This window comes from Enterobacter sp. MG-EB028 (genome assembly GCF_056673305.1).
Genome location: NZ_CP195079.1, coordinates 4,240,036 through 4,266,369 on the forward strand (window position 1 = coordinate 4,240,036; position 26,334 = coordinate 4,266,369).

Annotated in this window: 29 protein-coding genes; 12 read left to right on the plus strand and 17 right to left on the minus strand. The window is 53.1% G+C overall.

The window, feature by feature from the left end:
- Positions 1–279: 279 nt before the first annotated feature.
- The 4 genes from glmM to rlmE form a co-directional block, all read right to left on the minus strand.
- Positions 280–1,617 (minus strand): phosphoglucosamine mutase, encoded by a 1,338-nt coding sequence (gene glmM / locus ACR42C_RS20100; protein ID WP_316379851.1) that lies wholly within the window; start codon positions 1,615–1,617, stop codon positions 280–282.
- Positions 1,610–2,458: a dihydropteroate synthase gene (gene folP, locus ACR42C_RS20105; RefSeq protein WP_479984499.1), complete on the minus strand. Its 849-nt coding sequence runs from the start codon at positions 2,456–2,458 to the stop codon at positions 1,610–1,612. The genes glmM and folP overlap by 8 nt, the downstream gene beginning before the upstream one ends.
- A gap of 98 nt (positions 2,459–2,556) precedes the next feature.
- Positions 2,557–4,491, minus strand: coding sequence for an ATP-dependent zinc metalloprotease FtsH (gene ftsH, locus ACR42C_RS20110; RefSeq protein ID WP_013098921.1), 1,935 nt, complete (start codon positions 4,489–4,491; stop codon positions 2,557–2,559).
- A 102-nt stretch (positions 4,492–4,593) separates the two neighbouring features.
- Entirely contained in the window at positions 4,594–5,220 is a 627-nt protein-coding gene (gene rlmE / locus ACR42C_RS20115; protein ID WP_003861812.1) for a 23S rRNA (uridine(2552)-2'-O)-methyltransferase RlmE, read from the minus strand.
- A 127-nt stretch (positions 5,221–5,347) separates the two neighbouring features.
- Here rlmE and yhbY point away from each other — a divergent pair, with 127 nt between their 5' ends.
- Positions 5,348–5,641 (plus strand): ribosome assembly RNA-binding protein YhbY, encoded by a 294-nt coding sequence (yhbY, locus tag ACR42C_RS20120; protein WP_003861814.1) that lies wholly within the window; start codon positions 5,348–5,350, stop codon positions 5,639–5,641.
- Positions 5,642–5,792: 151 nt separating this feature from the next.
- On the opposite strand, the gene greA is transcribed toward yhbY, so the two are convergent.
- A complete protein-coding gene (greA, locus tag ACR42C_RS20125) occupies positions 5,793–6,269 on the minus strand; it encodes a transcription elongation factor GreA (RefSeq protein ID WP_006812122.1) in 477 nt (158 codons plus the stop codon).
- Between the two features lie 228 nt (positions 6,270–6,497).
- Here greA and dacB point away from each other — a divergent pair, with 228 nt between their 5' ends.
- Positions 6,498–7,931, plus strand: a complete 1,434-nt coding sequence (gene dacB, locus ACR42C_RS20130; RefSeq protein WP_192983864.1) for a serine-type D-Ala-D-Ala carboxypeptidase — start codon at positions 6,498–6,500, stop codon at positions 7,929–7,931.
- Between the two features lie 43 nt (positions 7,932–7,974).
- On the opposite strand, the gene opgB is transcribed toward dacB, so the two are convergent.
- Complete coding sequence (gene opgB, locus ACR42C_RS20135) at positions 7,975–10,311, minus strand: phosphatidylglycerol--membrane-oligosaccharide glycerophosphotransferase (protein WP_479984500.1); 2,337 nt, start codon at positions 10,309–10,311, stop codon at positions 7,975–7,977.
- A 207-nt stretch (positions 10,312–10,518) separates the two neighbouring features.
- Between opgB and pmrA the strand changes: the two genes are divergently transcribed.
- The gene (pmrA, locus tag ACR42C_RS20140; RefSeq protein WP_028014555.1) at positions 10,519–11,181 is read left to right on the plus strand and encodes a two-component system response regulator PmrA; all 663 of its coding nucleotides are present in this window, start codon (positions 10,519–10,521) and stop codon (positions 11,179–11,181) included.
- Positions 11,178–12,221, plus strand: coding sequence for a two-component system sensor histidine kinase PmrB (gene pmrB / locus ACR42C_RS20145; protein ID WP_163329750.1), 1,044 nt, complete (start codon positions 11,178–11,180; stop codon positions 12,219–12,221). Before pmrA ends, pmrB begins: the two co-directional genes overlap by 4 nt.
- A 34-nt stretch (positions 12,222–12,255) precedes the next feature.
- Here pmrB and cgtA read toward each other — a convergent pair whose 3' ends face one another.
- The 4 genes from cgtA to rplU form a co-directional block, all read right to left on the minus strand.
- The gene (gene cgtA, locus ACR42C_RS20150; RefSeq protein WP_014885381.1) at positions 12,256–13,428 is read right to left on the minus strand and encodes an Obg family GTPase CgtA; all 1,173 of its coding nucleotides are present in this window, start codon (positions 13,426–13,428) and stop codon (positions 12,256–12,258) included.
- A 15-nt stretch (positions 13,429–13,443) separates the two neighbouring features.
- Entirely contained in the window at positions 13,444–14,409 is a 966-nt protein-coding gene (locus ACR42C_RS20155) for a DMT family transporter (protein WP_116343508.1), read from the minus strand.
- Positions 14,410–14,504: 95 nt separating this feature from the next.
- Positions 14,505–14,762: a 50S ribosomal protein L27 gene (gene rpmA, locus ACR42C_RS20160; protein WP_004385076.1), complete on the minus strand. Its 258-nt coding sequence runs from the start codon at positions 14,760–14,762 to the stop codon at positions 14,505–14,507.
- A 19-nt stretch (positions 14,763–14,781) separates the two neighbouring features.
- Positions 14,782–15,093 (minus strand): 50S ribosomal protein L21, encoded by a 312-nt coding sequence (gene rplU / locus ACR42C_RS20165; RefSeq protein ID WP_003025032.1) that lies wholly within the window; start codon positions 15,091–15,093, stop codon positions 14,782–14,784.
- Between the two features lie 257 nt (positions 15,094–15,350).
- On the opposite strand from rplU, the gene ispB reads away from it, so the two are divergent.
- Together ispB and sfsB are read left to right on the plus strand one after the other, a co-directional pair.
- Positions 15,351–16,322, plus strand: coding sequence for an octaprenyl diphosphate synthase (gene ispB / locus ACR42C_RS20170; RefSeq protein ID WP_028014558.1), 972 nt, complete (start codon positions 15,351–15,353; stop codon positions 16,320–16,322).
- Positions 16,323–16,551: 229 nt separating this feature from the next.
- Positions 16,552–16,839 (plus strand): DNA-binding transcriptional regulator SfsB, encoded by a 288-nt coding sequence (gene sfsB / locus ACR42C_RS20175; protein WP_061096952.1) that lies wholly within the window; start codon positions 16,552–16,554, stop codon positions 16,837–16,839.
- Between the two features lie 61 nt (positions 16,840–16,900).
- Here sfsB and murA read toward each other — a convergent pair whose 3' ends face one another.
- The 7 genes from murA to mlaF form a co-directional block, all read right to left on the minus strand.
- Entirely contained in the window at positions 16,901–18,160 is a 1,260-nt protein-coding gene (murA, locus tag ACR42C_RS20180; protein ID WP_028014560.1) for a UDP-N-acetylglucosamine 1-carboxyvinyltransferase, read from the minus strand.
- A 50-nt stretch (positions 18,161–18,210) separates the two neighbouring features.
- Complete coding sequence (ibaG, locus tag ACR42C_RS20185) at positions 18,211–18,465, minus strand: BolA family iron metabolism protein IbaG (protein ID WP_008501458.1); 255 nt, start codon at positions 18,463–18,465, stop codon at positions 18,211–18,213.
- Between the two features lie 126 nt (positions 18,466–18,591).
- Positions 18,592–18,885: a lipid asymmetry maintenance protein MlaB gene (gene mlaB / locus ACR42C_RS20190; protein ID WP_320720707.1), complete on the minus strand. Its 294-nt coding sequence runs from the start codon at positions 18,883–18,885 to the stop codon at positions 18,592–18,594.
- Complete coding sequence (gene mlaC / locus ACR42C_RS20195) at positions 18,885–19,520, minus strand: phospholipid-binding protein MlaC (RefSeq protein ID WP_320720706.1); 636 nt, start codon at positions 19,518–19,520, stop codon at positions 18,885–18,887. The genes mlaB and mlaC overlap by 1 nt, the downstream gene beginning before the upstream one ends.
- Positions 19,521–19,537: 17 nt before the next feature.
- Complete coding sequence (gene mlaD, locus ACR42C_RS20200) at positions 19,538–20,086, minus strand: outer membrane lipid asymmetry maintenance protein MlaD (protein ID WP_479984501.1); 549 nt, start codon at positions 20,084–20,086, stop codon at positions 19,538–19,540.
- A 4-nt stretch (positions 20,087–20,090) separates the two neighbouring features.
- On the minus strand, positions 20,091–20,873 hold the full coding sequence (mlaE, locus tag ACR42C_RS20205) for a lipid asymmetry maintenance ABC transporter permease subunit MlaE (RefSeq protein ID WP_028014564.1): 783 nt from the start codon (positions 20,871–20,873) through the stop codon (positions 20,091–20,093).
- 7 nt (positions 20,874–20,880) lie between these two features.
- On the minus strand, positions 20,881–21,693 hold the full coding sequence (gene mlaF / locus ACR42C_RS20210) for a phospholipid ABC transporter ATP-binding protein MlaF (RefSeq protein ID WP_116343511.1): 813 nt from the start codon (positions 21,691–21,693) through the stop codon (positions 20,881–20,883).
- Between the two features lie 227 nt (positions 21,694–21,920).
- On the opposite strand from mlaF, the gene ACR42C_RS20215 reads away from it, so the two are divergent.
- Genes ACR42C_RS20215 through lptB form a run of 6 tightly spaced genes read left to right on the plus strand, consistent with a single transcriptional unit; the run spans position 21,921 to position 26,306 of the window.
- On the plus strand, positions 21,921–22,898 hold the full coding sequence (locus ACR42C_RS20215; protein ID WP_116343513.1) for a calcium/sodium antiporter: 978 nt from the start codon (positions 21,921–21,923) through the stop codon (positions 22,896–22,898).
- Between the two features lie 13 nt (positions 22,899–22,911).
- The gene (gene kdsD / locus ACR42C_RS20220) at positions 22,912–23,898 is read left to right on the plus strand and encodes an arabinose-5-phosphate isomerase KdsD (RefSeq protein WP_163329752.1); all 987 of its coding nucleotides are present in this window, start codon (positions 22,912–22,914) and stop codon (positions 23,896–23,898) included.
- A 14-nt stretch (positions 23,899–23,912) separates the two neighbouring features.
- On the plus strand, positions 23,913–24,479 hold the full coding sequence (gene kdsC, locus ACR42C_RS20225) for a 3-deoxy-manno-octulosonate-8-phosphatase KdsC (RefSeq protein WP_116343514.1): 567 nt from the start codon (positions 23,913–23,915) through the stop codon (positions 24,477–24,479).
- Positions 24,476–25,051, plus strand: a complete 576-nt coding sequence (lptC, locus tag ACR42C_RS20230; protein ID WP_320720705.1) for an LPS export ABC transporter periplasmic protein LptC — start codon at positions 24,476–24,478, stop codon at positions 25,049–25,051. Before kdsC ends, lptC begins: the two co-directional genes overlap by 4 nt.
- Complete coding sequence (gene lptA, locus ACR42C_RS20235; RefSeq protein ID WP_028014569.1) at positions 25,020–25,574, plus strand: lipopolysaccharide ABC transporter substrate-binding protein LptA; 555 nt, start codon at positions 25,020–25,022, stop codon at positions 25,572–25,574. The genes lptC and lptA overlap by 32 nt, the downstream gene beginning before the upstream one ends.
- Positions 25,575–25,580: 6 nt before the next feature.
- Positions 25,581–26,306 carry an LPS export ABC transporter ATP-binding protein gene (gene lptB / locus ACR42C_RS20240; RefSeq protein WP_028014570.1) on the plus strand — a complete coding sequence of 242 codons (726 nt, stop codon included), beginning with the start codon at positions 25,581–25,583 and terminating at the stop codon, positions 26,304–26,306.
- The last annotated feature ends 28 nt before the right edge of the window (positions 26,307–26,334 follow it).

Genomic DNA, 26,334 nt, shown 5'->3' on the forward strand with positions numbered 1-26,334 from the left:
ATGCAGATAGACTTTATTTACACATAATAGTCAAACGAAATCTTCTTAACTTATCATTAAGAGAAATTAAAATTGATATAATGGGGAAAATAGAAAATGGGTATAAGTTTGAAACACACATTATTTAATATGTGTCTTATTATGAATAGTTACACTTTTTCACAAAGCTTTCAATGTTAATATGTTAAGAGTTGAACCGACTTCTCATAAATATTCCCATTCACAATATAAATAAAAAGGGCGATATTCATCGCCCTTAAAAAAATGAGAGTGGTTTAATTATGCAATTTTCACGGCATCCGCGATACGGTGCGCAAATTCGGTGACCTGCGCTTCGTCTTCACCTTCCACCATCACGCGGATCAGCGGCTCGGTACCTGACTTACGCAGCAGCACGCGCCCACGACTACCCAGAGCCGCTTCAACGTCAGCCATTACCGCTTTCACGTTGTCATTTTCCAGCGGATCGCCTTTACCGGCAGTGAAACGCACGTTCACCAGAATCTGCGGGAACATTTTCATCCCGCTGCACAGATCGTGCAGGCTCATATGGTTGCGCGCCATCGCGGCAACCACCTGCAGCGCGGCTACAATACCGTCGCCAGTAGTGGTTTTGTCGAGCAGGATCACGTGACCAGAGTTCTCGGCACCAATACGCCAGCCTTTCTCCTGCAGTTTTTCCAGCACGTAGCGGTCGCCCACTTTCGCGCGAACAAATGGAATACCGAGCTGTTTCAGCGCCAGCTCCAGACCCATGTTGCTCATCAGCGTCCCAACCGCGCCACCGCGCAGCTGGCCCTGGCGCAGGCCTTCACGGGCAATGATGTAGAGGATCTGATCGCCGTCGACTTTATTACCTTCGTGGTCAACCATGATCACGCGGTCACCGTCGCCGTCCAGGGCAATGCCCAGATCAGCTTTTTCCGCCAGCACGCGCGCCTGCAGGGCACGCACGTCCGTCGCCCCGACTTCTTCATTAATGTTCAGGCCATTCGGCTCGCAGCCGATGGCGATGACTTTCGCCCCCAGCTCACGGAACACATTCGGAGCGATGTGATAGGTTGCGCCGTTTGCACAGTCCACCACAATTTTGAGATGCGCCAGGCTCAGCTCATTCGGGAAGGTGCCTTTACAGAATTCAATATAACGGCCCGCCGCATCGACGATACGGTTCGCTTTACCCAGCTCAGCGGAATCAACACAGGTGATCTCTTTTTCCATTTCAGCTTCAATGGCCTCTTCCACTTCGTCCGGCAGCTTGGTGCCGTCAATGGAGAAGAACTTGATACCGTTGTCGTAGAACGGGTTATGAGACGCCGAGATCACGATCCCCGCTTCTGCACGGAAGGTGCGCGTAAGGTAGGCAACAGCAGGTGTTGGCATTGGGCCTGTAAAGGAAGCTGAAAGCCCTGCAGCCGCCAGACCTGCTTCCAGCGCAGATTCCAGCATATAGCCCGAAATACGGGTATCTTTACCAATAATGATCTTACGTGAGCCATGACGCGCCAGTACCTTGCCAGCAGCCCAGCCGAGCTTAAGAACAAAATCAGGGGTGATTGGAGCATCGCCTACGCGCCCACGGATACCATCGGTACCAAAATATTTACGATTACTCATAGCGTTTGTTTTCCTTCGCTGCCAGTGTGGCTTCAACCACACGCATGGCTTCTACTGTTTCTTTGACGTCATGGACACGGATAATGTGCGCGCCTTGCATCGCCGCAATTACCGCGCAGGCCAGGCTGCCACTCAGGCGCTCGCTCGGTCCTACATTCAGCAATTGCCCAATCATCGATTTCCTCGACATCCCTACCAGCAGCGGCAGGTCAAAGTGATGAAATTCCGATAAGCGCGCAAGCAACGCATAATTGTGTGAGAGATTTTTACCGAAACCGAACCCCGGGTCGAGCAGCAATTTCTCTTTTGGGATGCCTGCACGCTCACAGCGTTCAATATGCTCAATAAAGAAGCGATTCACGTCGGCAAAGACATCATCATACTTCGGTGCTTCCTGCATGGTTTTCGGTTGACCCTGCATGTGCATCAGGCATACCGGCAGGCCGGTTTCTGCAGCGGCCTCGATCGCTCCCGGTTCGGTCAGCGAGCGGATATCATTAATAATGTGAGCACCCACTCTCGCCACTTCACGGATCACTTCTGGTTTGGACGTATCGACGGAGATCCACACCTCGAAACGTTGCGCGATGGCCTCAACCACCGGCACCACGCGCGCCAGCTCTTCTTCCACCGAAACATCTGCCGCGCCGGGACGCGTCGATTCACCGCCAACGTCAATGATGGTGGCACCCGCGTTGATCATTAAATTTGCGTGCTTAACCGCGTCGATAAGCGTGTTGTGCGTGCCGCCGTCAGAGAAGGAGTCAGGGGTAACATTCAGGATCCCCATCACATGCGGATGTGAAAGATCGAGATGCGAGTCCTGGGCGAAGAGTTTCATGGTTAAATCCCTGGTTTTAGTATGGTTTAACGGAAAAGAAAAACCCCGGAGCAAGCTCCAGGGTTTGAGGTACAGACAAACGCTTCAACAGCAGTGACTTACTTGTCGCCCAACTGTTCTGACATGGTGTTGCCCGGGTTTGGCGTACGCGGTTCATCGACCGGACGCGGCGCACGCGGGGTGCCATTATTGTCAGAATTGTTGGAAGCGCCTGGGTCTTCCCAGCCCGCTGGCGGACGCACTTCGCGGCGAGCCATCAGGTCGTCAATCTGCGGTGCATCAATGGTCTCATATTTCATGAGCGCATCTTTCATCGAATGCAGGATGTCCATATTGTCGTTCAGGATCTGACGCGCGCGACCGTAGTTACGTTCAATCAGCGCTTTCACTTCCTGGTCGATGATACGTGCCGTCTCATCGGACATATGTTTCGCTTTCGCCACAGAGCGGCCCAGGAATACTTCGCCCTCTTCCTCTGCATAAAGCAGCGGACCGAGTTTGTCGGAGAAGCCCCACTGAGTCACCATGTTACGCGCCAGGTTTGTCGCCACTTTAATATCGTTCGACGCACCGGTAGACACGTGTTCTGGCCCGTAGATGATCTCTTCTGCCAGACGACCGCCGTACAGGGTCGAAATCTGGCTTTCCAGCTTCTGACGGCTGGCGCTGATCGCGTCGCCTTCAGGCAGGAAGAAGGTCACACCCAGCGCACGACCGCGTGGAATAATCGTCACTTTGTGCACCGGATCGTGTTCCGGCACCAGGCGACCGATAATCGCATGGCCCGCTTCGTGGTACGCGGTGGACTCTTTCTGCGCTTCCGTCATCACCATGGAGCGACGTTCCGCACCCATCATGATTTTGTCTTTCGCTTTCTCGAACTCCACCATGGAGACCACGCGCTTGTTACCGCGTGCGGCAAACAGTGCAGCTTCGTTGACCAGGTTAGCCAGGTCCGCACCGGAGAAGCCAGGGGTACCACGCGCAATGATTGCCGCGTCGATATCTGGCGCTAGCGGTACGCGACGCATGTGGACTTTCAGAATCTGTTCACGACCGCGAACATCCGGCAGACCGACCACAACCTGACGGTCGAAACGGCCTGGACGCAGCAGCGCGGGGTCAAGTACGTCCGGACGGTTAGTTGCCGCTATAACGATAATACCTTCGTTACCTTCGAAGCCGTCCATCTCAACCAGCATCTGGTTCAGGGTCTGCTCACGCTCATCGTGACCACCGCCCAGGCCTGCGCCACGCTGGCGGCCTACGGCGTCGATTTCATCGATGAAGATGATGCACGGTGCTGCCTTCTTGGCCTGCTCGAACATGTCACGCACACGAGATGCACCGACACCCACGAACATTTCCACGAAGTCAGAACCTGAAATAGTAAAGAACGGCACCTTCGCTTCACCCGCGATGGCTTTCGCCAGCAGGGTTTTACCGGTACCCGGAGGGCCGACCATCAGAACGCCTTTCGGGATCTTACCGCCCAGTTTCTGGAAACGGCTCGGCTCACGCAGGTATTCAACCAGCTCACCCACCTCTTCTTTCGCTTCGTCACAACCGGCGACGTCAGCAAACGTGGTCTTGATCTGGTCTTCCGTCAGCATACGCGCCTTGCTCTTACCGAACGACATGGCACCTTTGCCACCGCCGCCCTGCATCTGGCGCATAAAGAAGATCCAGACGCCGATAAGAAGCAGCATCGGGAACCAAGAAATGAAGATAGAAGCCAGCAGGCTTGGTTCTTCTGGCGGCTCGCCTACCACTTTGACGTTTTTGGTCAGAAGATTATCAAGCAGCTTAGGATCGTTCACCGGGATGTAAGTCGTGTAACGGTTACTATCTTTCTTGGTAACGTTGATCTCACGTCCGTTGATACGCGCTTCGCGAACCTGGTCCTGATTGACCTCTTGCAGGAAGGTAGAATAATCCACCTTGCGGCCATTCGACTCGCTGGGCCCAAAGCTCTGGAATACTGACATCAGCACAACGGCAATGACCAGCCAGAGTATTAGGTTTTTCGCCATGTCACTCAAGGGATTAACCTCATATTACAACTGTGTTAAAAACAGCGTCAGGATACTCTATATCCAGTTTCATTCAAACTTTCGCCTGAAATCTACCGGTTATCATTTTCGCCCGGTCGCTACAATATACACTTCTCGGGAACGGGCCCGGGAAGAGTCCGGCTTACGAACTTTAACCTTCGCAAACAGGGAGCGAATTTCCTTAAGATACTCCTCGAAACCTTCGCCCTGAAACACCTTCACAACAAAACTACCACCAGGCGCTAGTACATCACGACACATTTCTAACGCTAGCTCCACCAGATACATGGCGCGGGGGATATCCACCGCCGGTGTTCCGCACATATTTGGTGCCATATCCGACATGACAACCTGGACCTTACTGTCACCAACACGATCAAGTAACGCTTTCAGCACTAATTCATCACGAAAGTCGCCCTGAAGGAAGTCGACACCGACGATGGGATCCATTGGTAAAAGATCGCACGCGATGATGCGGCCCGTTCCGCCGATCTGCGTTACCGCATACTGGGACCATCCGCCCGGTGCCGCACCGAGGTCAACAACCGTCATCCCCGGCTTAAAAAGTTTGTCACTTTGCTGTATTTCATCAAGTTTAAACCAGGCACGGGAACGTAACCCCTTTTTCTGTGCCTGTTGAACATATTTATCGCTAAAGTGTTCCTGAAGCCAGCGGCTGGAACTGGCAGAACGCTTTTTACCTGTCATTTAACATTTCCGTCCTGGTTCATCGTTGCTTGCCTGTGACGTAAATTTCTACGCAGCTATTTGGCGATATAAGGGAGATGGCGGTAGAATGAACCGTTTTCAATCCCAACGTAAGCAAAAATATACGATGAATCTGAGTACTAAACAAAAACAGCACCTTAAAGGTCTGGCACATCCGCTCAAGCCTGTAGTGATGCTTGGCAACAATGGTTTGACCGAAGGGGTGCTTGCCGAGATTGAACAAGCGCTGGAACACCACGAGCTGATCAAGGTGAAAATCGCCTCTGAAGACAGAGACACTAAAAACCTGATCGTGGAAGCCATCGTGCGCGAAACCGGCGCCTGTAATGTACAGGTCATCGGTAAAACGCTGGTGCTCTATCGCCCATCTAAAGAGCGTAAAATCTCGCTGCCACGCTAAGGATATCCTGAATCAATCACATTTTCTGTGTGAAACGAGGGATTTCTTTCAGCAGGCGAGCAAAATGCCATGCTCCTTGAGTTGATAAAAGGCCGCTACGCGGCCTTTTTCTTTTCTTTACAATGTATCAACATCTTAGTAGAGAAGCGAATTACAGGTATTCAACCTTAATAATTTCGTATTCCACTTCGCCGCCAGGGGTGCGGATGGTGACAACATCGTCCTGCTCTTTGCCAATCAGGCCGCGAGCAATCGGTGAGTTCACCGAAATCAGGTTCTGTTTGAAGTCGGCTTCATCATCGCCCACGATGCGATAGGTCTGCTCTTCGTCGTTGTCCAGGTTCAGAACGCTGACGGTAGAACCAAAGATCACCCGGCCATTGTTAGGCATTTTGGTGATATCGATAACCTGCGCGTTAGACAGTTTCGCCTCGATATCCTTAATGCGCCCTTCACAGAAACCCTGCTGCTCGCGCGCCGCATGGTATTCAGCATTCTCTTTCAGGTCGCCATGCTCACGGGCTTCCGCGATAGCGGCGATGATTTCGGGGCGACGCACGGATTTCAGGAAATCCAGCTCTTCGCGCAGTTTTTCGGCACCACGTAAGGTCATCGGAATAGCTTGCATTTGTTATACCTCTTAAACATTCCTGTTGGGAGCAGTGTTCCCTGCTCCTGCCCCCCTAAGCGGGCAAGAAGCAAAAAGAAAACCGACCCGGGAGCGATGCCCCAGGTCAGCAGCAATTTTTCAATTTGATACGCATTTTACCGCGAAGTTCACTATGGGTCATCGTTTACTTTGCAGTGCTATGCACCGTAGTATGACGGTTTGTTTTCGGGTTGTTAGCGCGAGATTATGCGATTTTCCAGTTTTATCATCGGATTGACTACCAGTATAACGTTCACCGCCCAGGCCGCGAATGTTGATGAATACATTAATCAGCTCCCCGCAGGCGCGAACCTTGCCCTGATGGTGCAGAAGGTTGGCGCACAGGCTCCCGAGATTGACTATCACAGTCAACAGATGGCGCTGCCTGCCAGTACCCAGAAGGTGATCACAGCCCTCGCCGCCCTGCTTCAGCTCGGGCCTGACTTCCGTTTTACCACCACGCTTGAAACCAAAGGTAACGTCGAGGGTGGCGAACTGAAAGGCGATCTTATCGCCCGTTTCGGTGGCGATCCCACCTTTAAGCGCCAGGATATCCGCAACATGGTGGCGGTGTTAAAAAAATCCGGTGTGACAAAAATCGATGGCAACGTGCTGATCGATACCTCTATTTTTGCCAGCCACGATAAAGCCCCAGGCTGGCCGTGGAACGACATGACGCAGTGCTTTAGCGCCCCGCCTGCGGCCGCGATTGTTGACCGCAACTGCTTCTCGATTTCCCTTTACAGCGCGCCAAAACCGGACGATTTAGCGTTTATTCGCGTGGCATCTTACTATCCGGTGACCATGTTTAGCCAGGTGCGTACGCTGGCTAAAGGCTCCCCGGATGCCCAGTACTGCGAACTGGACGTGGTGCCTGGCGATCTTAACCGCTACACCCTCACCGGCTGCCTGACGCAGCGCGCCGATCCGCTGCCGCTGGCCTTCGCGATTCAGGATGGCGCAGGCTATGCGGGTGCGATTCTCAAGGATGAACTGAAGCAGGCGGGAATAACCTACTCCGGCACGCTGCTACGCCAGACGCAGGTCAACCAGCCGGGCACGGTCATTGCCAGCAAACAGTCACCGCCGCTGCATGATTTATTGCGGATTATGCTGAAAAAGTCTGACAACATGATTGCCGACACCGTATTCCGCATGATTGGTCACGCGCGCTTCGGCGTGCCGGGAACCTGGCGCGCGGGCTCAGACGCTGTTCGTCAGATCCTGCGCCAGCAGGCGGGGATCGATCTGGGTAACACTATCGCCGTCGATGGTTCCGGATTATCGCGCCATAACTTGATTGCCCCGGCCACCATGATGCAGGTGCTTCAGTACATTGCACAACATGACACAGAGCTAAACTTTATCTCAATGCTGCCGCTGGCCGGACACGACGGTTCGCTACAGTATCGCGCCGGGCTTCACGCTGCGGGTGTGGATGGCAAAGTATCCGCTAAAACAGGTTCACTGCAGGGGGTATATAACCTTGCAGGCTTCATCACGACCGCCAGCGGACAGCGCATGGCATTCGTGCAGTATCTTTCCGGCTATGCCGTCGAACCGACCGACCAGCGCAACCGTCGTATTCCACTGGTTCGCTTCGAGAGCAGGCTTTATAAAGATATTTACCAGAACAATTGATGTTCGCGTTGGCCTGCAGTGGATTGCAGGCCATCCCTCACCGTTACTTCCTGTCGGTGGTCTGAATCACTGGCGTAATCTTCACTTCAATCAGTCCGATACCTATCTTTCGCACCGGGGAAGTAAAGCTTTGCCCTAATATGCTTCCCTCTCGGCTAAGCGTGGGCTCAGGTGGGGTAATTACCAGCAAACGGGAATAGAGATCCCCTGTGTAATGAAGGGTAACCCTGGTCGCCTTCTCACCAAAACGCACATACTGCGTCTGTTCGCCAATTGTTATGGCAACGGGGGCATTGATATTTTTGCCATAGGCTTTCGCTTCAATCTCAACATTAAATTCGCGTGGAAACGGTGACTTATAGAGCAACATGACTGAAGGAGAGGTCAACGCGTCTGACCAACGCCCCCAGGACTCCTGGCGACCGATACCCATCATATTTTCGATAAACACAGGTCTACCGTCTAAGGCAAATTTGAATGTATTCGAGACATAACGAATGTCATCAGGACTCATTTTCATTAGCCCCTGCTCACGTTGATAACGCGCAGTATCTGTTGGGCTATCATCAATGCTTACCTTGCCTTCATATACATCACCGCCTATTTTATCGACCGTAATCTTTCCTCCGGCCTTACCCTGTGTGACGCACCAGTCTTCAGAAAGCACGAACTCGTTCCGCCAGATAGTTGCAGGACGAAAACATTTATCGACCCAGACAAACCCCTCGCCTTCAGGTAAAAATGCCAGTGATTGCCTCAACGAGATATTTCTACTGCCATCGTCAATAACGGGCAGCACTTGATCAGATTTAATGTCAATCAGGATTGGCAAGCTAAAGGTATGACCGCTAAACGTAATTTCTTTTTTCTGTGTATTGATCGTAAAATTGTCGATATGGTCTGGCATTCCCCAAAGTCCACGTATGCTGTCAGCCCATGCATACAGTTTATTTTTGAAATCAGGCACACTTTCCGAGAGCGATTTTTCGCTGACCGAACTCCGCCCCAGGCCTATTTTCTTTTCGCCACCCAGCAGATCCAGCACAGTTGCCCCATTATCAAGAGTACTTCTTGGCTGCGATTTCAGGCCAGGCTTCACCTGCGGCCCGAGGATGAAAAACAGATCCCGACGCTCCAGTTTGTTGAGGTAATCAACAGAAACCGCTGTACTGGGCATGGCCAAATGATCCGATGAGAGAACAATCAGCGTATTTTTGGCCCAGGGGGATGACTGAATCTTTTGTACAAATCGCGAGATGTCTTCCTGGCTGCATAGCACGGCGCTTAATGCTTCAACAGAGCGGCCATCAATGGTGTAATTTTTCTGACGACATCCGGGGGAGATATACCCCCTCGGTGGATGTGTATCGACCGTCAGTGTAAACAGGGCGAAACGCTGTCCGGAAGCGGAAAGCTCGTTAAATTTTTCCCAGGCTTTGTCCAGCACCACGTTATCATAGAGACCCCAGTTATTTTGTAGTTCAAAATTATCCTGCAAGCCAGATTCCGTTAACCCCCATGTATGCTTTATGCCATGCATTTTAAAAAAAGCATCTTTGTCAGCAAAATGAAGATTTGCACCTTGATAAAAATAGGTGTCGTAACCTGACGCACTCAGTATATCTCCCAGGCAATGGCTCTCCGGGTAGAATGTTCCAACCGTATTTTCACCATTAAACGCTGTGGGTTTGAATAATGGTAACCCGCATTGCGAAGCAACTATACCCGCGATGGTAAAATCAGTGGCTGGCATCTGGAAAGTATTAGAAAAATCGACGCTTTTCTCTTTTAATTTCTTTAAATCTGGTAACAAACCCGGAAAGACTTTTTCATCGAAATAAGTACGTTCCAGACTTTCAGCATAGATGTAAACCAAATTGAACTTAGGCTGTTCAATTTTACTGGGTTCATTAATATAATATTCATTAAAATCTGAACCATCCACTGCTTCTGATAACATCATCGTGCCGCTAAGTTGCGAAAAAGCAGGTGAAACAAGCAATGCCAGAACACTACAAAAGGTGGATAACACCGCATAAATCCAGTTTTCTTTATTACCTGCACTGCCACTGAATAATACCTTATGAATAACAACAACAACCGCAACACAGAGTAATACTGCAAATATGGATGGCCAAATGTAATCATTTATTTCTCCGCCCTCCATCGTTGTCGTTAACGTGTAAAGAACAGACTCATTGACCCCATCACCGGTAAAATACTGGCAAACACTCCAAAAACCATCGAGAAAAACGGCGCCAACAGTCGATACAAAAATGAGTACTGAAATGTAAGCATTTTGTTGAGCTTTATACCGATAAATATAAGTTGCAACAATAATACAAACTATCGAAAGCATTAATAAATAAAGAGATTCCATTCTTTTACTCGTTTATCGCAGTACGTCAATGACAACAACTGTGTCAGAAAAAGACTAACATTATATCTGGCGGCCTATGCCCCCACTATTCAATTAAATTTAATTAGGATTTAATTAAGATTAATGATGCAAAATCGTGCGTGCGCCTGTGCACCGCTTTCTGCCATAATCATGACATCGCAAGGATACTGGACCGAACAAACAGAGATGAAACTCCTTATAGTTGAAGACGATCTGTTATTACAGGAAGGACTGGCGCTGGGGCTGGCCAATGAAGGCTATGCCCTGGACTGTGCTGGCACCGCGGCAGAGGCGGATGCCCTGATCCAGAGCGGCGAATACAGCCTGGTGATCCTTGATTTAGGTTTGCCGGACAAAGACGGCGCGACGCTGCTCACCCAGTGGCGTCGCCGCGGCATCGCCAATCCGGTGTTGATCCTGACCGCACGCGACGCCATTGAAGATCGTATTACCGGCCTTGATGCTGGTGCCGATGATTACCTGGTGAAGCCCTTTGCGCTCGCAGAACTTCAGGCTCGGGTGCGAGCGTTAATACGCCGTTATCAGGGCCATAGTGATAACTTACTAACCGACGGGGACATTACCCTGAATCTGCAAACCCAGCAGGTCCTTCGCCAGTCCCAGCCCGTTGAAGTCACACCAAAAGAGTTCGCCTTGCTCACGCGTTTGATCATGCGAAGCGGACAAACGGTACACAGAGAAACCCTTCAGCAGGATATCTACTCCTGGCAGGACGATCCGGGGTCAAATACCCTCGAAGTCCACATCCATAACCTGCGTCGTAAGCTCGGCAAAGACCGGATTAAAACCGTCCGCGGCGTTGGCTACCGTCTGGAGAGCCAGAAATGAACAGCATGCGTCGGCGATTAATGGTGTTGCTGGCGGTCATTCTGTTATTTTTCCAGCTGATAAGCGTCATTTGGTTGTGGCATGAAAGCCGGGAGCAGATTGGCTTTCTGGTGAACGAAACGCTGTCGGCAAAATCACGCAACAACCACGTCGAGAAAGAGATCCGCGAAGCGATTGCCTCGCTGCTGGTTCCTTCTCTGGTGATGGTTGGCTTTACGCTGTTTTTCTCGTTCTGGGCGGTCACCTGGATAACCCGGCCGCTGAACAAACTGCGCGTGAGCCTGGCTAATCGTTCGGCGGATAATTTAACCCCGCTTCCTATGTATTCCGACATGGAAGAAATCGGCGCCGTGACCACCTCGCTCAATCAGCTGCTCGCCAGGCTGGACAGTACCATCCAGCAGGAGCGTCTCTTCACGGCGGACGCCGCCCACGAACTGCGAACGCCCCTTGCCGGAATCAGACTTCATCTGGAGTTGATGGCGCAGTCAGGCTCCCCGCAGGCCACGGCGTTAATCAGCCGTATCGACCAGCTGATGCACACCGTTGAGCAACTGCTGATGCTGGCCCGTGCCGGCCAGGCGATGGCGAGCGGCCACTATGAAACCATCAACTGGACGGACACGATCATCACGCCTCTTGGTCTTGAGCATGAAGCCAAAGCGCATACGGTGATATGGCCGGACAAAAGTGCGCTCACGGTACAGGGAGACGCGGTACTGCTGCGGCTGATGCTGCGCAACCTGCTGGAGAATGCCGGGCGTTACAGCCCGACAGGCACCACGATTACCGTAACGCTTACCGAGGCCGAAGGCGGTACGCAGCTCAGCGTTATCGATCAAGGGCCAGGTATCGACGAAGCGCACCGACAGTCGATCACGGAGCCGTTCCGTCGCCTCGATCAGCGTTACGGCGGCAGCGGCCTGGGCCTGAGTATCGTACAGCGCATCCTGCAGCTTCATCACGGTAAGCTGATGCTGGAGAATGGCGCTGAAGGCGGCCTGATAGCAAGCTGCTGGCTGCCCTCAACGCTGGAATGAAAAAAGCCCCCTGGATGGGGGCTTCGGACAGATATTAGTGCTTGTAGATGAACTCGACGCCTTCTTCGTCATCTTCATCCCAGTCATCGTCCCAGTCGTCTTCCTCTTCCGCTTCCAGCTCTTCGAGCTGCTGGCGGTGGTAGTCATCCCACATGAATTCGACTTTTTCTGGCTGTTTCGCTTCTTCAGCCTGAACGACCGGGTTCTCGATGATGAAGGTCATCACATCCCAGCAGAGATCTTTCACGCCAACCTGGCTTGCCGCGGAGATAAGGTAGTATTTATCTTCCCAGCCCATCGCTTCAGCAATCGCTTTGGCTTTCGCTTCGGCTTCCGCTTTGTCCATCAGGTCGATCTTGTTGAAGACCAGCCAGCGTGGTTTACTCGCCAGTTTTTCGCTGTATTTTTCCAGCTCGCCGATGATAATGCGGGCGTTCTCTACCGGATCGGAACCGTCGATTGGATCGATATCAATGAGGTGCAGCAGGACGCGGCAGCGCTCAAGGTGCTTCAGGAAGCGAATACCCAGACCAGCCCCTTCTGCAGCGCCTTCGATCAGGCCAGGGATATCAGCCACGACGAAGCTCTTTTCGTTATCCATACGGACAACGCCGAGGCTTGGCACCAGCGTGGTAAACGGATAGTCCGCCACTTTTGGTTTCGCCGCAGAGACAGCACGAATAAACGTCGATTTACCGGCGTTTGGCATACCCAGCATGCCCACGTCTGCCAGAAGCATCAGCTCCAGCTGCAGATCGCGCTTATCGCCCGGTGTACCCATCGTTTTCTGGCGCGGGGTACGGTTAACGGAAGATTTGAAACGGCTGTTGCCCAGACCGTGCCAGCCGCCTTTTGCGACCATCAGGCGCTGACCGTGCTTGGTCATATCACCCATGGTTTCACCGGTGCCCTGATCGATAACGCGCGTACCGACCGGAACCTTAATGGTCACGTCTTTACCGCGTTTACCGGTACAATCACGGCTCTGGCCGTTCTGGCCGCGTTCAGCGCGGAAGGATTTTTCGAAGCGGTAGTCGATCAGCGTGTTGAGGTTTTCATCCGCCTCCAGCCACACGTCACCACCATCGCCACCGTCACCGCCGTCAGGGCCGCCACGAGGAATATATTTTTCACGGCGGAAGCTTACACAACCGTTACCGCCATCACCTGCCACGACCAGAATCGTCGCTTCATCAACAAACTTCATTTTACTCTCCGTAACTCATTCGCCTGAGCGGGGGACTACTACGACCGCTTCATTTTTGCGCCAACGTCCCCAAAGACGATGACCAATGGCGGAATACATCGCGCCCGCAACCACGACAAACGCACCGAGATAGCCCAACAGGTTGAGCATCGGTCTGACGAAGACATCGGGCCAGGCCATTGATAACAAATCTGAAAATAACAGCGTAAACAGCGGGGTAAGCGTGATCAACGCGCTCACCTGTGCTGCCTGCCAGCGCGCCATCGCTTCCGCCAGCGCGCCATAACCGACCAGCGTGTTAAGCCCACAAAAAATGAGGCACGCCAGTTGCCAGTCGCTCAGCTGGGCAATGACGCCCGGCTTCGCTAACGGCAATAATGCCACTGTACACAAAGTGTACAGCAAAAAAAGGATCTGCTGTGAGGCCAGGCGACGCAATAACACCTTTTGCGCGACGCCATAGCTCACCCAGACCGTTGCTGCTCCCACGCCGAAGATCACGCCCCAGGTGTAGTCCGTAAGCCGGGTAAAAATCTCGATCAGGCTGGTGTTGAAAAACATCACCAGACCACAAAGCAGCATGGTTGCCCCGATAATCTGCGTCCCGCGCATCTTCTCTTTGAGGATGAACACGCTGGCAACCATCATACCCACGGGTGAAAGCTGGCCAATCACCTGAGACGCTGTAGGGCTTAAATACTGCAGGGAAGAGCTGAACAGGATGAAGTTACCGAACAGACCGCCCGTCGCAATGGCCAGTAACACCAGCCAGCGAGGTTTACGGAAGAGTCGCAACGGTGGAAGCTTACCTTTAATTGCAAGGATGGTCCCGAGACCGATGCTTGCCATCAGAAAGCGATAAAAGACCACCGTAGGCGGCTCCATCACTTCCAGTACCTGCTTCATTGCAATTGGCAGCGCACCCCAGCACATTGCGGTCGTGAGCGCCAAAAGAATACCAATGCCGGCCTGCTGCTTCATGCCCGTTTTCCCTACAGAAAATTTTCCGGGTTTCCAATGTAAAAAGCCCCGCAACACGTTGCGGGGCTTTAATCCGTTACCGGACCGAGAAAACCTTACTCAGCAACGATGCTGATGTATTTACGGTTGTTCGGGCCTTTAACTTCAAATTTCACTTTACCGTCTGCTTTAGCAAACAGAGTGTGGTCACGACCGCAACCTACGTTGTTGCCAGCGTGGAATTTGGTACCACGTTGACGAACGATGATGCTACCCGCCAGAACGGATTCGCCACCGAAACGCTTAACGCCAAGACGTTTAGCTTCTGAATCGCGACCGTTACGTGTGGAGCCGCCAGCCTTTTTATGTGCCATTTAAATCTCTCCTCAGGTCTTAGGCGCTGATGCCAGTAATTTTCACATCAGTGAACCACTGACGGTGGCCCTGCTGCTTACGGTAGTGTTTACGACGACGAAACTTAACGATTTTAACTTTCTCGCCACGACCGTGTGCAACAACTTCAGCTTTGATAACGCCGCCATCAACGAAAGGAACGCCGATTTTGACTTCTTCACCGTTTGCGATCATCAGAACTTCTGCGAACTCAACAGATTCGCCAGTTGCGATGTCCAGCTTTTCCAGGCGAACGGTCTGACCTTCGCTTACTCGGTGTTGTTTACCACCACTTTGGAAAACCGCGTACATATAAACTCCGCTTCCGCGCACGTCCTCGTATGAATCAGAGTGCGCTATAAATATTCACAATAGGGCGCGAATATTACGCAAAACGCGAGCCTTTGACAAGTGCTACCGTCAATACATGAAGAAAAAAAACACAACACGTACGGTAACGTTTATCTGAGCCGTTTTTTCAGTACAATCAGCACTACTATTGATAAACCGAAACCCTTCGTTACCCCATTGAAGATGGGATCAACAGGATAAAAAGCCCGGCTTTTGCGATGAATTTAGAAAAAATCAACGAGTTAACCGCGCAAGATATGGCGGGTGTAAATGCAGCAATCCTGGAGCAACTCAACTCTGACGTTCAGCTGATCAATCAGTTGGGCTATTACATTGTCAGCGGCGGCGGTAAACGCATTCGCCCGATGATTGCCATTCTGGCTGCCAGAGCCGTTGGCTATCAGGGAAATGCCCACGTGACGATCGCCGCGCTGATCGAATTTATTCACACCGCGACGCTTCTGCATGACGATGTTGTGGATGAATCCGATATGCGTCGTGGCAAAGCCACGGCAAACGCAGCCTTCGGGAACGCCGCCAGCGTTCTGGTCGGGGACTTTATCTATACCCGCGCCTTCCAGATGATGACCAGCCTCGGCTCTCTGAAAGTGCTGGAGGTGATGTCAGAAGCCGTCAACGTCATCGCTGAAGGCGAAGTGCTGCAGCTGATGAACGTCAATGACCCGGATATCACCGAAGAAAACTACATGCGCGTTATCTACAGCAAAACAGCGCGCCTGTTTGAAGCTGCCGCCCAGTGCTCGGGCATTCTGGCTGGCTGTTCCGAGGCGCAGGAAAAAGGATTGCAGGACTATGGACGCTATCTGGGCACGGCCTTCCAGCTGATTGATGATTTGCTGGACTACAGCGCGGACGGCGAAACGCTCGGCAAAAACGTTGGCGATGACCTGAACGAAGGCAAACCGACCCTGCCGCTCCTTCACGCGATGCGCAACGGAACAGCCGACCAGGCGAAAATGATCCGTGAGGCGATCGAACAGGGAAATGGTCGCCATCTTCTGGAACCTGTACTGGAAACCATGGCCATCTGCGGCTCACTGGAATGGACCCGTCAGCGTGCTGAAGAAGAGGCTGACAAAGCCATCGAAGCTCTCCAGGTTATTCCAGACAGCCCATGGCGCGATGCGCTGATCGGTCTTGCCCACATCGCTGTTCAGCGCGACCGTTAATCTTGCCCCACCTCCCCGCACCCATCGCGGGGAGGTTCAAAAACGCACCAATAAATTCCGTATTCATGTAAATTCATCGGGTTAGAGCCCGCATGAATAAAGCCATGCCTTATTCTGAATATCCCTTCAAGTAACGCGAACTTTTTAGAACACGAATGTGAAATGGGTATAGTAAGCCAGTCGTTTCAGAAGAAACGGCGTAGGTGAATCCGAACTTAAGGACAGCGTTATGGATACGAAATTTATCGACTGGCATACGGCAGATATCATTGCGGCACTGCGCAAAAGAGGTACGTCACTTGCAGCAGAGTCCCGCCGCCATGGTCTGAGTTCTTCCACCCTGGCCAACGCCCTGACCCGCCCCTGGCCAAAGGGAGAATTAATTATCGCGACGGCGCTGGAAACGCACCCGTGGGTGATCTGGCCTTCACGCTATCACGATCCAGTTACTCATGAATTTATCGACAGAACGCGCATGATGCGCCAGAGAAAAGTAAAAACAGAACCGCAGGAATAACGGTTTTTGTGACAGGAATAGCAACCCCCCGGTCATTTCTGGCAGGGGGCTGCCGGAACGATTACTCGCCCTTCACACGCTCGATATTGGCACCCAGCGCGCGCAGTTTGTCTTCGATACGTTCATAGCCACGATCGATGTGATAAATACGATCCACCACCGTAGTGCCTTCCGCGATACAGCCCGCCAGCACCAGGCTTGCAGACGCACGCAGATCTGTTGCCATTACCTGAGCACCGGACAGTTTCTCAACACCGTGGCAAATCACGGTGTTACTTTCGATCTCAGCATGTGCACCCATACGGATCAGTTCCGGGACGTGCATAAAGCGGTTCTCGAAGATAGTCTCGGTGATCACACCGGTACCTTCCGCCACCAGGTTCAGCAGGGTGAACTGTGCCTGCATATCGGTCGGGAATGCAGGATGCGGCGCCGTACGCACGGTTACCGCTTTCGGACGCTTGCCGTGCATATCGAGGCTGATCCAGTCTTCACCGGTTTCAACATCGGCACCCGCTTCACGCAGTTTCGCCAGCACCGCATCCAGGGTATCTGGCTGCGCGTTGCGACATACAATTTTACCGCCAGAGATCGCCGCAGCCACCAGGAAGGTGCCGGTTTCGATACGGTCCGGCAGTACGCGATACACACCACCGCCCAGACGCTCAACGCCTTCGATGGTGATGCGGTCAGTACCCTGGCCGGAGATCTTCGCGCCCAGCGCCACGAGGAAGTTGGCGGTATCCACGATCTCCGGTTCACGCGCGGCGTTTTCGATGATGGTGGTACCTTCTGCCAGCGTCGCTGCAGACATAATGGTGACAGTAGCGCCAACGCTCACTTTGTCCATGACAATGTGCGCGCCTTTCAGACGGCCATTGACGGAGGCCTTAACGTAACCTTCTTCCAGCTTGATCTCTGCGCCCAGTTTCTCCAGGCCAAAGATATGCAGGTCAACCGGACGCGCGCCGATAGCGCAGCCGCCCGGCAGCGAAACCTGACCCTGACCGAAACGCGCCACCAGCGGGCCAAGCGCCCAGATAGAAGCACGCATGGTTTTCACCAGATCGTAAGGCGCAGAGAAGTTGTTCACGTTGCTGGCGTCAATCCAGACGGAACCGTTGCGCTCAACTTTAGTGCCCAGTTGGGTGAGCAACTTCATGGTGGTGTCGATATCTTTCAGCTTCGGTACGTTCTGAATTTCTACCGGCTCTTCCGCGAGCAGCGCAGCAAAGAGGATTGGCAGCGCGGCGTTTTTCGCGCCAGAAATTGTGACTTCGCCCTGGAGACGCGTTGGCCCCTGTACACGAAATTTATCCATTGTGTGCTCTCTTATAAATTCAACCGTGCTGCGGGCCTGTCGCCCTCAGCTCAAAAACCGTTTAGTTTGCGATCGCGTGCCCACTCTTGCGGGGTGAACGCTTTAATCGACAGGGCGTGGATGCGGTTATCCGCAATATATTCCATCAGCGGCGCGTACACAGCCTGCTGCTTCTTCACACGGCTCATACCGTCGAACATCTCACCCACAGCAATAACCTGGAAGTGACTGCCATCGCCAGTGACGTGGGCTTCCTGAAGGGAGAGTGCATTCATCAGCACTGTCTGGATTTCATGATTTTCCATGGGCTCTTAATCATCTGATAGTGAAAACAAGCCCAACATCTTAGAGCAAAGTGGCGTCGTCTTAAACAAGCAAAAAGCCCCGACGATGAAACTGTCAGGGCTTTCGGAAGTAACGCACTGAAAATATTAACGAGGCAGTACGTCCTGAGGCAGATTGTAGAGTTGCGCAAGGGTAACGACATTATCGCTCGCGCCATGAAGCATGACGCTTGTTCCCTGCTTTTTCCCCACGGCAACCAGATGGGCAAGCAGCGCAACGCCTGCCGTATCCACCCGCGTGACGTCGGTTAAGTCGATAAGCGTCACGCCCTGCATCGCTTCATGACGTTTGCCCCACAGCGGGTTCAGCAGATCCTGGTCCAGTTCACCGGACAGCTTTAACGTCTCACCTTCACGCGACCAGCGAAGTTGCTGCGACATTACTTCTTCTCGTCCAGAGTAATTTTCTGACGAGAAATAGACTGCAGCTGTGCGGTCAGGCCATCAATGCCCTTGGTGCGCAGCAGGTCGCTCCACTCGTTCTGTTTAGTGGTGATCATGCTCACCCCTTCGGCGATCATGTCATACGCCTGCCAGTGGCCGGTCTGGCTATTTTTACGCCACTGGAAATCCAGACGCACCGGCGGACGGCCGTTAGGATCGTTGATCGTCACGCGGATAGGAATGATGGTGGCATCGCCCAGCGGCTGCTCTGGCGCAATCTCATAGGTCTGACCGTGGTACATCGCCAGCGCCTGGCCGTAGGCCTGTTTCAGGTATTCACGGAATGCGGCAAAGTAGGCTTCACGCTGCGCAGGCGTCGCATCTTTGTAATAACGCCCCAGCACCAGCGCTCCCGCATATTTGATCTGCACATACGGCAGCAGTTCCTGGTCAACCACGTCACGCAGATAATCAGGATTCGCGCGAATTTTTGGCTGTTCGTTTTTGAGACGGTCGAAGGTTTTCTTCGCAGCTTCGTTCATCAGTTTGTACGGGTTGCTCTGATCCGCAGCATGTGCCGCAGTGAGAGGGGCAATGACCAGCATGGCAACCATTAACAGTCGTTTAAACATGAATGACTTCTCCTGAATTAATTCGCAGCACCAGGGGTCGGCGCAACGTTGGTATGGTCTTCACTCTGCGAAGGGGCATCGTCAGACTTTTTATCATCCCCTTTACTGTTGTAAAGGAACTGACCAATCATATCCTCCAGCACCATCGCGGACTTCGTATCCTGGATAACGCTACCGTCTTTAAGGATAGTCGTTCCCAGCTCGGGGTCTTCAAAGCCCACGTTAAGTGCCAGATATTGTTCGCCCAGCAGGCCGGAAGTACGGATAGAAAGGGAGCTGGTGTCCGGAATGTGGTTGTAACGTTCTTCGATATCCATCGCGACGCGCGGCAGATACGTTTTTTCATCAAGCGTAATGTCAGATACGCGGCCTATCACCACACCGCCAATGCGGACCGGCGAACGTGCCTTCAGCCCACCGATGTTGTCGAAGGTGGCATAGATACGATACGTCGGCTCAGTGCGTACTGAGGTGATATCTGCCGCTCGCAGGCAGATAAAGAGTGCCGCCAGCAGCGCCAGCAGCAGGAACACGCCGACCCAAATTTCATTTTTTCTCGTTTGCATGAACTCAATTCCCAAACATCAGTGCGGTGAGCACAAAATCCAGACCCAGTACGGCCAGCGACGAATGTACGACTGTACGTGTAGTTGCACGGCTAATGCCCGCCGACGTCGGGATGGCATCGTAACCATTGAACAATGCAATCCAGGTGACCGTAATGGCAAATACCACGCTTTTAATCAGACAGTTAACCAGATCCATGCGCAGATCGATGGCGTCCTGCATTGCGGACCAGAAGAAACCGGCATCAATGCCTTTCCAGTGGACCCCAACCAGCGAGCCGCCCCAGATACCTACGGCGACAAACAGAATAGTCAGTAGCGGCAGCGAGATCACCCCCGCCCAGAAACGCGGCGAGATCACGCGACGCAGCGGATCGACCGCCATCATCTCCATGCTGGAGAGCTGCTCGGTGGCACGCATCAGGCCAATCTCAGCCGTTAATGCTGACCCTGCGCGCCCGGCGAACAGCAGCGCAGCCACAACCGGCCCCAGCTCGCGCAGAAGCGAGAGCGCCACCAGCATCCCGAGGCTGGTTTCCGCACTGTAGGTTGTCAGGACGAGGTAGCCCTGCAGCCCCAGCACCATGCCAATAAACAGACCGGAAACAATAATGATGAGCATCGACAGCACGCCGACATTATAAAGCTGACGCACCAGCAGAGGGGCGTGCTTGCTAAACTCCGGCTTGCCGACCAGCGCGTTGAATAACATCAATCCGGCACGCCCGAACGTCCTGATGGTTTTTATGCCACGGTGTCCGAGAGCGGCCAACGCATTTAACAGCATGAGTGGCTTAACTCCCTATTCCCAGTAAATCGTCACGATAGTCGCCCGCCGGGTAGCGGAACGGTACGGGTCCGTCAGCAATACCGTCAAGGAACTGCCGCACGCGCGGATCGCAATTTTCCTGCAGCGCCTGAGCGCTACCGTGTGCGACGATCTTTTTGTCCGCCACGATATAGGCGTAATCGGCAATGCTCAATACTTCCGGTACATCGTGAGACACCACGATACAGGTGACGCCGAGCGCGCTGTTCAGTTCAGAGATGAGCTTTACCAGCACGCCCATCGTGATGGGATCCTGTCCGACAAACGGTTCGTCGAACATGATTAAATCGGGCTCTAATGCAATGGCTCGCGCCAGCGCGGCGCGGCGCGCCATCCCGCCGGACAGTTCCGAAGGCATCAGCTTCGCGGCCCCGCGCAACCCCACAGCTTCAAGCTTCATCATCACCGTGCTTTTCAGCAGTTCAGGCGGCAGGCTGGTATGCTCGCGCAGCGGATAGGCCACGTTATCAAAGACGTTCATGTCGGTGAACAACGCCCCCGACTGAAAGAGCATACTCATACGTTTGCGGACAGTATACAGGCGCGAGCGCGACATCTCCGGGACGTTTTCGCCATCGAAGAGGATTTCACCGCTATCCGGTGGGATCTGACCACCTATAAGGCGCAGGAGGGTCGTTTTACCGATCCCGGACGGCCCCATGATGGCGGTGATTTTGCCACGCGGTACGGTCAACGAAATATCATCGAATATCAGACGATTGCCACGAGAAAAACTCACACCGCGGACATCGACTAAATTCGCCATCGTTTGGCTCATTTATAGTTCCTTTCTTACCCTGCTCACGTTAAGGCGTACAGCCTGAATCAGCCCTTAACCCAGCATTTTTACAGAATATTAGCCGTTGAGGTTAGCGAAAGCTGGCATTTGTTTTACTTTTCCGGCGCATAAAGTCAAAATTAGGAATTCGTTACGCCTCAGACCGTATGCAGTCCAGCCATTCCCGCGCGATGGACCGACAAGTATACCTGAAGAAAGGACTTTTGATGCTTTTAGCAACAGCACTGTTAATTATTGGTTTACTGTTAGTGGTCTACAGTGCTGACCGTTTAGTCTTTGCTGCATCTATCCTGTGTCGCCTGATGGGCGTACCGCCTGTTGTCATCGGGATGACCGTGGTCAGCGTTGGCACATCACTTCCTGAAATCATCGTCTCCGTCTCGGCGTCGCTGCATGGTCAGTTAGACCTGGCAATTGGCACCGCGATTGGCTCTAACATTGTCAATATATTACTGATTTTAGGCCTTGCGGCACTTCTCCATCCATTTCGCGTGCATTCTGATGTTCTGCGCCGTGAATTGCCGCTAATGTTAGTCGTAAGCCTGCTGGCAGGGTGCGTATTTTATGACGGTGTACTCAGCTACAGCGACGGCATTTTCCTGCTGGCGCTGGCCGTCATCTGGCTGCTGTATAGTGTTAAAATTGCCCGCCAGGCGGAAAAGCAGGGTCAGGACAGCCTGACGCGTGAGCAGGTTGCCGAACTTCCGCGCGAAGGCACGCTGCCGGTCGCCCTGCTCTGGCTTGGCGTCGCGCTGATCATCATGCCAATGGCAACGCGCATGGTCGTGGATAACGCGACGGTGCTGGCAAACTATTTTGCCATGAGCGAGCTGACGATCGGCCTGACGGTTATTGCTATCGGCACCAGCTTGCCTGAGCTGGCCACCGCCATTGCGGGGGCGCGTAAAGGGGAAGATGACATCGCCATTGGTAATATCATCGGTTCCAACATTTTCAATATCGCCATTGTGATGGGCCTGCCGGCCCTGATTACGCCAGGGCCCTTTAATCCCCTGGCGTTCTCGCGCGACTACGGCGTGATGTTATTGGTCAGCGTGATATTTGCCCTGCTTTGCTGGCGGCGGCAACGACAGATCGGCAAAGGCGCAGGCGCGCTGCTGACGGGTGGATTTATCGTATGGATGGCGATGCTGTACTGGCTCTCGCCTCTTCTCTCTGGGTAAACGGAAACGCATTATGTCGCAAATAGAATTGCAGCCGGGTTTTGACTTTCAGAAAGCAGGCAAAGAGGTTCTGGAGATTGAACGTGAAGGTCTGGCGCAGTTAGATCAGTACATTAATCAGGATTTTAGTCTGGCATGTGAGAAGATGTTCTACTGTGCCGGCAAAGTCGTGGTGATGGGGATGGGTAAGTCCGGCCACATTGGACGCAAAATGGCAGCAACATTTGCCAGCACCGGAACCTCGTCTTTCTTTGTACACCCTGGGGAAGCCGCGCACGGCGATCTGGGGATGGTCACGCCGCAGGATGTCGTTATTGCGCTGTCCAACTCCGGGGAGTCCAATGAAATTCTGGCGCTGATCCCCGTACTGAAGCGACTGCAGGTGCCCCTGATTTGCATGACCAGCCGTCCGGAAAGTAGCATGGCGCGTGCGGCCGATATTCACCTGTGCGTTAAAGTACCGAAAGAGGCCTGTCCGCTGGGCCTGGCGCCGACGTCCAGCACAACTGCTGCGCTGGTCATGGGCGATGCCCTTGCCGTGGCGCTGCTCGAAGCCCGCGGTTTTACGCCGGAAGATTTCGCGCTTTCCCACCCGGGCGGCGCGCTGGGGCGCAAGCTGCTGCTGCGGGTAAACGATATTATGCACACCGGGGATGAGATCCCTCACGTCAGTAAAGAAGCCTCCCTGCGTGATGCGCTGTTGGAAATCACCCGCAAGAATCTGGGTATGACGGTCGTGTGCGACGATCTGATGAAAATTCAGGGGATCTTCACCGATGGCGACCTGCGTCGCGTGTTCGACATGGGTGTAGATGTCCGCACGCTTGGCATTGCCGACGTGATGACGCCCGGTGGCATCCGCGTGCGTCCGGGAACGCTGGCCGTGGATGTGCTGAACCTGATGCAGTCCCGCCATATCACCTCCGTTATGGTTGCCGATGGCGACCAGTTGCTGGGTGTGGTACATATGCATGATCTGCTGCGCGCTGGCGTAGTGTAATAAAGGATAAGACAATGAGTAATGCGGGTGCATCCCTTGCAACCTGTTATGGTCCGGTCAGTACCCAGATGATGGCAAAGGCGGAAAACATTCGTCTGCTCATTCTGGATGTGGATGGCGTACTTTCCGATGGCCTGATTTACATGGGCAATAATGGTGAAGAGCTGAAAGCGTTTAACGTTCGCGACGGCTACGGTATCCGCTGTGCGCTCACTTCGGGTATCGAGGTTGCTATCATCACCGGACGAAAAGCTAAACTGGTAGAAGACCGCTGTGAAACCTTAGGGATTACCCATCTTTACCAGGGTCAATCCGATAAGATGGCAGCGTTCAACGATTTACTGGGTAAACTGGCTATCGCACCGGAGAACGTGGCCTACGTCGGGGACGATCTGATTGACTGGCCGGTGATGGCTAAAGTCGGTCTCAGCATCGCGGTTGCTGATGCTCACCCGCTACTGATCCCGCGCGCTGACTACGTTACCTGCATCAACGGTGGCCGGGGTGCCGTCCGTGAAGTCTGCGATCTGCTTCTGCTGGCGCAGGGCAAGCTTGATGAGGCCAAAGGGCAATCGATATGAGTAAAACCAGACGTTGGGTTATCATTCTGCTTACGCTTGTCGCACTGGTATTGATTGGCGTGAACCTTGCCGATCGCGACGATACGCAAACGGAAGTGGTCAACAATAACGATCCAACCTATAAAAGCGATCACAGCGACACCGTGGTCTATAGCCCGGAAGGTGCGCTGAACTATCGCCTGATTGCCCAGCATGTTGAATACTTTTCCGATGACGGCGTTTCGTGGTTTACCCAACCTGTCATGACCACATTCGATAAAGACAAAGTGCCGACATGGTCAATTAAGTCAGATCGGGCCAAACTGACAAATGATCGTATGCTTTATCTGTATGGCCACGTTGAAGTCAACGCCCTGACCGCTGACTCGCAACTGCGAAAAATTACGACGGATAATGCCCAGATCAACCTGGTAACCCAGGACGTGACGTCGCAGGATCTGGTCACACTGTATGGCACAACATTTAATTCCAGCGGTTTAAGAATGCGCGGGAACTTACGCAGCAAGAACGCCGAGCTGATTGAAAAGGTTAGAACCTCCTATGAAATTCAAAACAAACAAACTCAGCCTTAAAGTAATTATCGCCAGCGCGATGCTGGCGGCCAGTCTCCCCGCGCTTGCTGTAACGGGCGATACCGACCAGCCGATCCATATCGAGTCCGACACCCAGTCTCTCGATATGCAGGGTAACGTCGTTACCTTCACGGGTAACGTCGTCATGACGCAGGGCACCATCAAAATTAATGCCGATAAGGTGGTCGTTACCCGTCCGGGCGGCGAGCAGGGCAAAGAGATCATTGATGGCTACGGCAACCCGGCCACCTTCTACCAGATGCAGGACAACGGCAAGCCGGTGAAGGGCCACGCCTCGCATATGCACTATGAGCTGGCGAAGGATCTGGTCATCCTGACCGGAAACGCCTATCTGGAACAGCTGGACAGCAATATTACCGGTGACCAGATTACCTATCTGGTTAAAGAGCAAAAAATGCAGGCCTCCAGCGAGAAAGGCAAACGCGTAACCACCGTGCTGGTTCCGTCGCAGCTGCAGGACAAAGGCAAGGGCCAGGCCCCGGCACAGAAGAAGAGTAACTAATTCGCTATGGCAACATTAACTGCAAAAAATCTCGCGAAGGCTTACAAAGGCCGCCGTGTCGTAGAAGATGTCAGTCTGACCGTCAACTCCGGCGAAATTGTGGGCCTGCTTGGCCCGAACGGTGCGGGTAAAACCACCACCTTCTACATGGTGGTTGGTATTGTGCCGCGCGATGCCGGCAACATTATTATTGACGATGAAGACATCAGCCTGCTGCCGCTGCACGCGCGCGCGCGCCGTGGCATCGGCTATCTGCCGCAGGAAGCCTCTATTTTCCGTCGTCTGAGCGTCTTTGATAACCTGATGGCGGTCTTGCAAATTCGCGACGACCTGACCAACGAACAGCGTCAGGATCGCGCCAACGAGCTGATGGAAGAGTTTCACATCGAGCACCTGCGCGACAGCCTGGGCCAGGCATTGTCCGGGGGGGAACGCCGTCGTGTTGAGATTGCGCGCGCGCTGGCCGCCAATCCGAAGTTTATCCTTCTGGATGAACCATTTGCGGGCGTTGACCCAATCTCCGTTATCGACATTAAACGCATTATCGAGCATCTGCGTGACAGCGGGCTTGGCGTGCTGATCACCGACCACAACGTTCGTGAAACGCTGGCGGTATGTGAACGCGCATATATCGTGAGCCAGGGCAATCTGATCGCCCACGGTACGCCGCAGCAGATCCTCGAAGACGATCATGTTAAGCGCGTCTATCTTGGGGAAGACTTCAGACTCTGATAGGGTAGAGGTAACGTAACGCCGAACC

What these genes read in the sequence shown, in the direction of transcription:
- glmM (WP_316379851.1), bottom strand. Translation starts at nt 1,617, where the DNA reads ATGAGTAATCGTAAATATTTTGGTACCGATGGTATCCGTGGGCGCGTA.
- folP (WP_479984499.1), bottom strand. Translation starts at nt 2,458, where the DNA reads ATGAAACTCTTCGCCCAGGACTCGCATCTCGATCTTTCACATCCGCAT.
- ftsH (WP_013098921.1), bottom strand. Translation starts at nt 4,491, where the DNA reads ATGGCGAAAAACCTAATACTCTGGCTGGTCATTGCCGTTGTGCTGATG.
- rlmE (WP_003861812.1), bottom strand. Translation starts at nt 5,220, where the DNA reads ATGACAGGTAAAAAGCGTTCTGCCAGTTCCAGCCGCTGGCTTCAGGAA.
- yhbY (WP_003861814.1), top strand. Translation starts at nt 5,348, where the DNA reads ATGAATCTGAGTACTAAACAAAAACAGCACCTTAAAGGTCTGGCACAT.
- greA (WP_006812122.1), bottom strand. Translation starts at nt 6,269, where the DNA reads ATGCAAGCTATTCCGATGACCTTACGTGGTGCCGAAAAACTGCGCGAA.
- dacB (WP_192983864.1), top strand. Translation starts at nt 6,498, where the DNA reads ATGCGATTTTCCAGTTTTATCATCGGATTGACTACCAGTATAACGTTC.
- opgB (WP_479984500.1), bottom strand. Translation starts at nt 10,311, where the DNA reads ATGGAATCTCTTTATTTATTAATGCTTTCGATAGTTTGTATTATTGTT.
- pmrA (WP_028014555.1), top strand. Translation starts at nt 10,519, where the DNA reads ATGAAACTCCTTATAGTTGAAGACGATCTGTTATTACAGGAAGGACTG.
- pmrB (WP_163329750.1), top strand. Translation starts at nt 11,178, where the DNA reads ATGAACAGCATGCGTCGGCGATTAATGGTGTTGCTGGCGGTCATTCTG.
- cgtA (WP_014885381.1), bottom strand. Translation starts at nt 13,428, where the DNA reads ATGAAGTTTGTTGATGAAGCGACGATTCTGGTCGTGGCAGGTGATGGC.
- ACR42C_RS20155 (WP_116343508.1), bottom strand. Translation starts at nt 14,409, where the DNA reads ATGAAGCAGCAGGCCGGCATTGGTATTCTTTTGGCGCTCACGACCGCA.
- rpmA (WP_004385076.1), bottom strand. Translation starts at nt 14,762, where the DNA reads ATGGCACATAAAAAGGCTGGCGGCTCCACACGTAACGGTCGCGATTCA.
- rplU (WP_003025032.1), bottom strand. Translation starts at nt 15,093, where the DNA reads ATGTACGCGGTTTTCCAAAGTGGTGGTAAACAACACCGAGTAAGCGAA.
- ispB (WP_028014558.1), top strand. Translation starts at nt 15,351, where the DNA reads ATGAATTTAGAAAAAATCAACGAGTTAACCGCGCAAGATATGGCGGGT.
- sfsB (WP_061096952.1), top strand. Translation starts at nt 16,552, where the DNA reads ATGGATACGAAATTTATCGACTGGCATACGGCAGATATCATTGCGGCA.
- murA (WP_028014560.1), bottom strand. Translation starts at nt 18,160, where the DNA reads ATGGATAAATTTCGTGTACAGGGGCCAACGCGTCTCCAGGGCGAAGTC.
- ibaG (WP_008501458.1), bottom strand. Translation starts at nt 18,465, where the DNA reads ATGGAAAATCATGAAATCCAGACAGTGCTGATGAATGCACTCTCCCTT.
- mlaB (WP_320720707.1), bottom strand. Translation starts at nt 18,885, where the DNA reads ATGTCGCAGCAACTTCGCTGGTCGCGTGAAGGTGAGACGTTAAAGCTG.
- mlaC (WP_320720706.1), bottom strand. Translation starts at nt 19,520, where the DNA reads ATGTTTAAACGACTGTTAATGGTTGCCATGCTGGTCATTGCCCCTCTC.
- mlaD (WP_479984501.1), bottom strand. Translation starts at nt 20,086, where the DNA reads ATGCAAACGAGAAAAAATGAAATTTGGGTCGGCGTGTTCCTGCTGCTG.
- mlaE (WP_028014564.1), bottom strand. Translation starts at nt 20,873, where the DNA reads ATGCTGTTAAATGCGTTGGCCGCTCTCGGACACCGTGGCATAAAAACC.
- mlaF (WP_116343511.1), bottom strand. Translation starts at nt 21,693, where the DNA reads ATGAGCCAAACGATGGCGAATTTAGTCGATGTCCGCGGTGTGAGTTTT.
- ACR42C_RS20215 (WP_116343513.1), top strand. Translation starts at nt 21,921, where the DNA reads ATGCTTTTAGCAACAGCACTGTTAATTATTGGTTTACTGTTAGTGGTC.
- kdsD (WP_163329752.1), top strand. Translation starts at nt 22,912, where the DNA reads ATGTCGCAAATAGAATTGCAGCCGGGTTTTGACTTTCAGAAAGCAGGC.
- kdsC (WP_116343514.1), top strand. Translation starts at nt 23,913, where the DNA reads ATGAGTAATGCGGGTGCATCCCTTGCAACCTGTTATGGTCCGGTCAGT.
- lptC (WP_320720705.1), top strand. Translation starts at nt 24,476, where the DNA reads ATGAGTAAAACCAGACGTTGGGTTATCATTCTGCTTACGCTTGTCGCA.
- lptA (WP_028014569.1), top strand. Translation starts at nt 25,020, where the DNA reads ATGAAATTCAAAACAAACAAACTCAGCCTTAAAGTAATTATCGCCAGC.
- lptB (WP_028014570.1), top strand. Translation starts at nt 25,581, where the DNA reads ATGGCAACATTAACTGCAAAAAATCTCGCGAAGGCTTACAAAGGCCGC.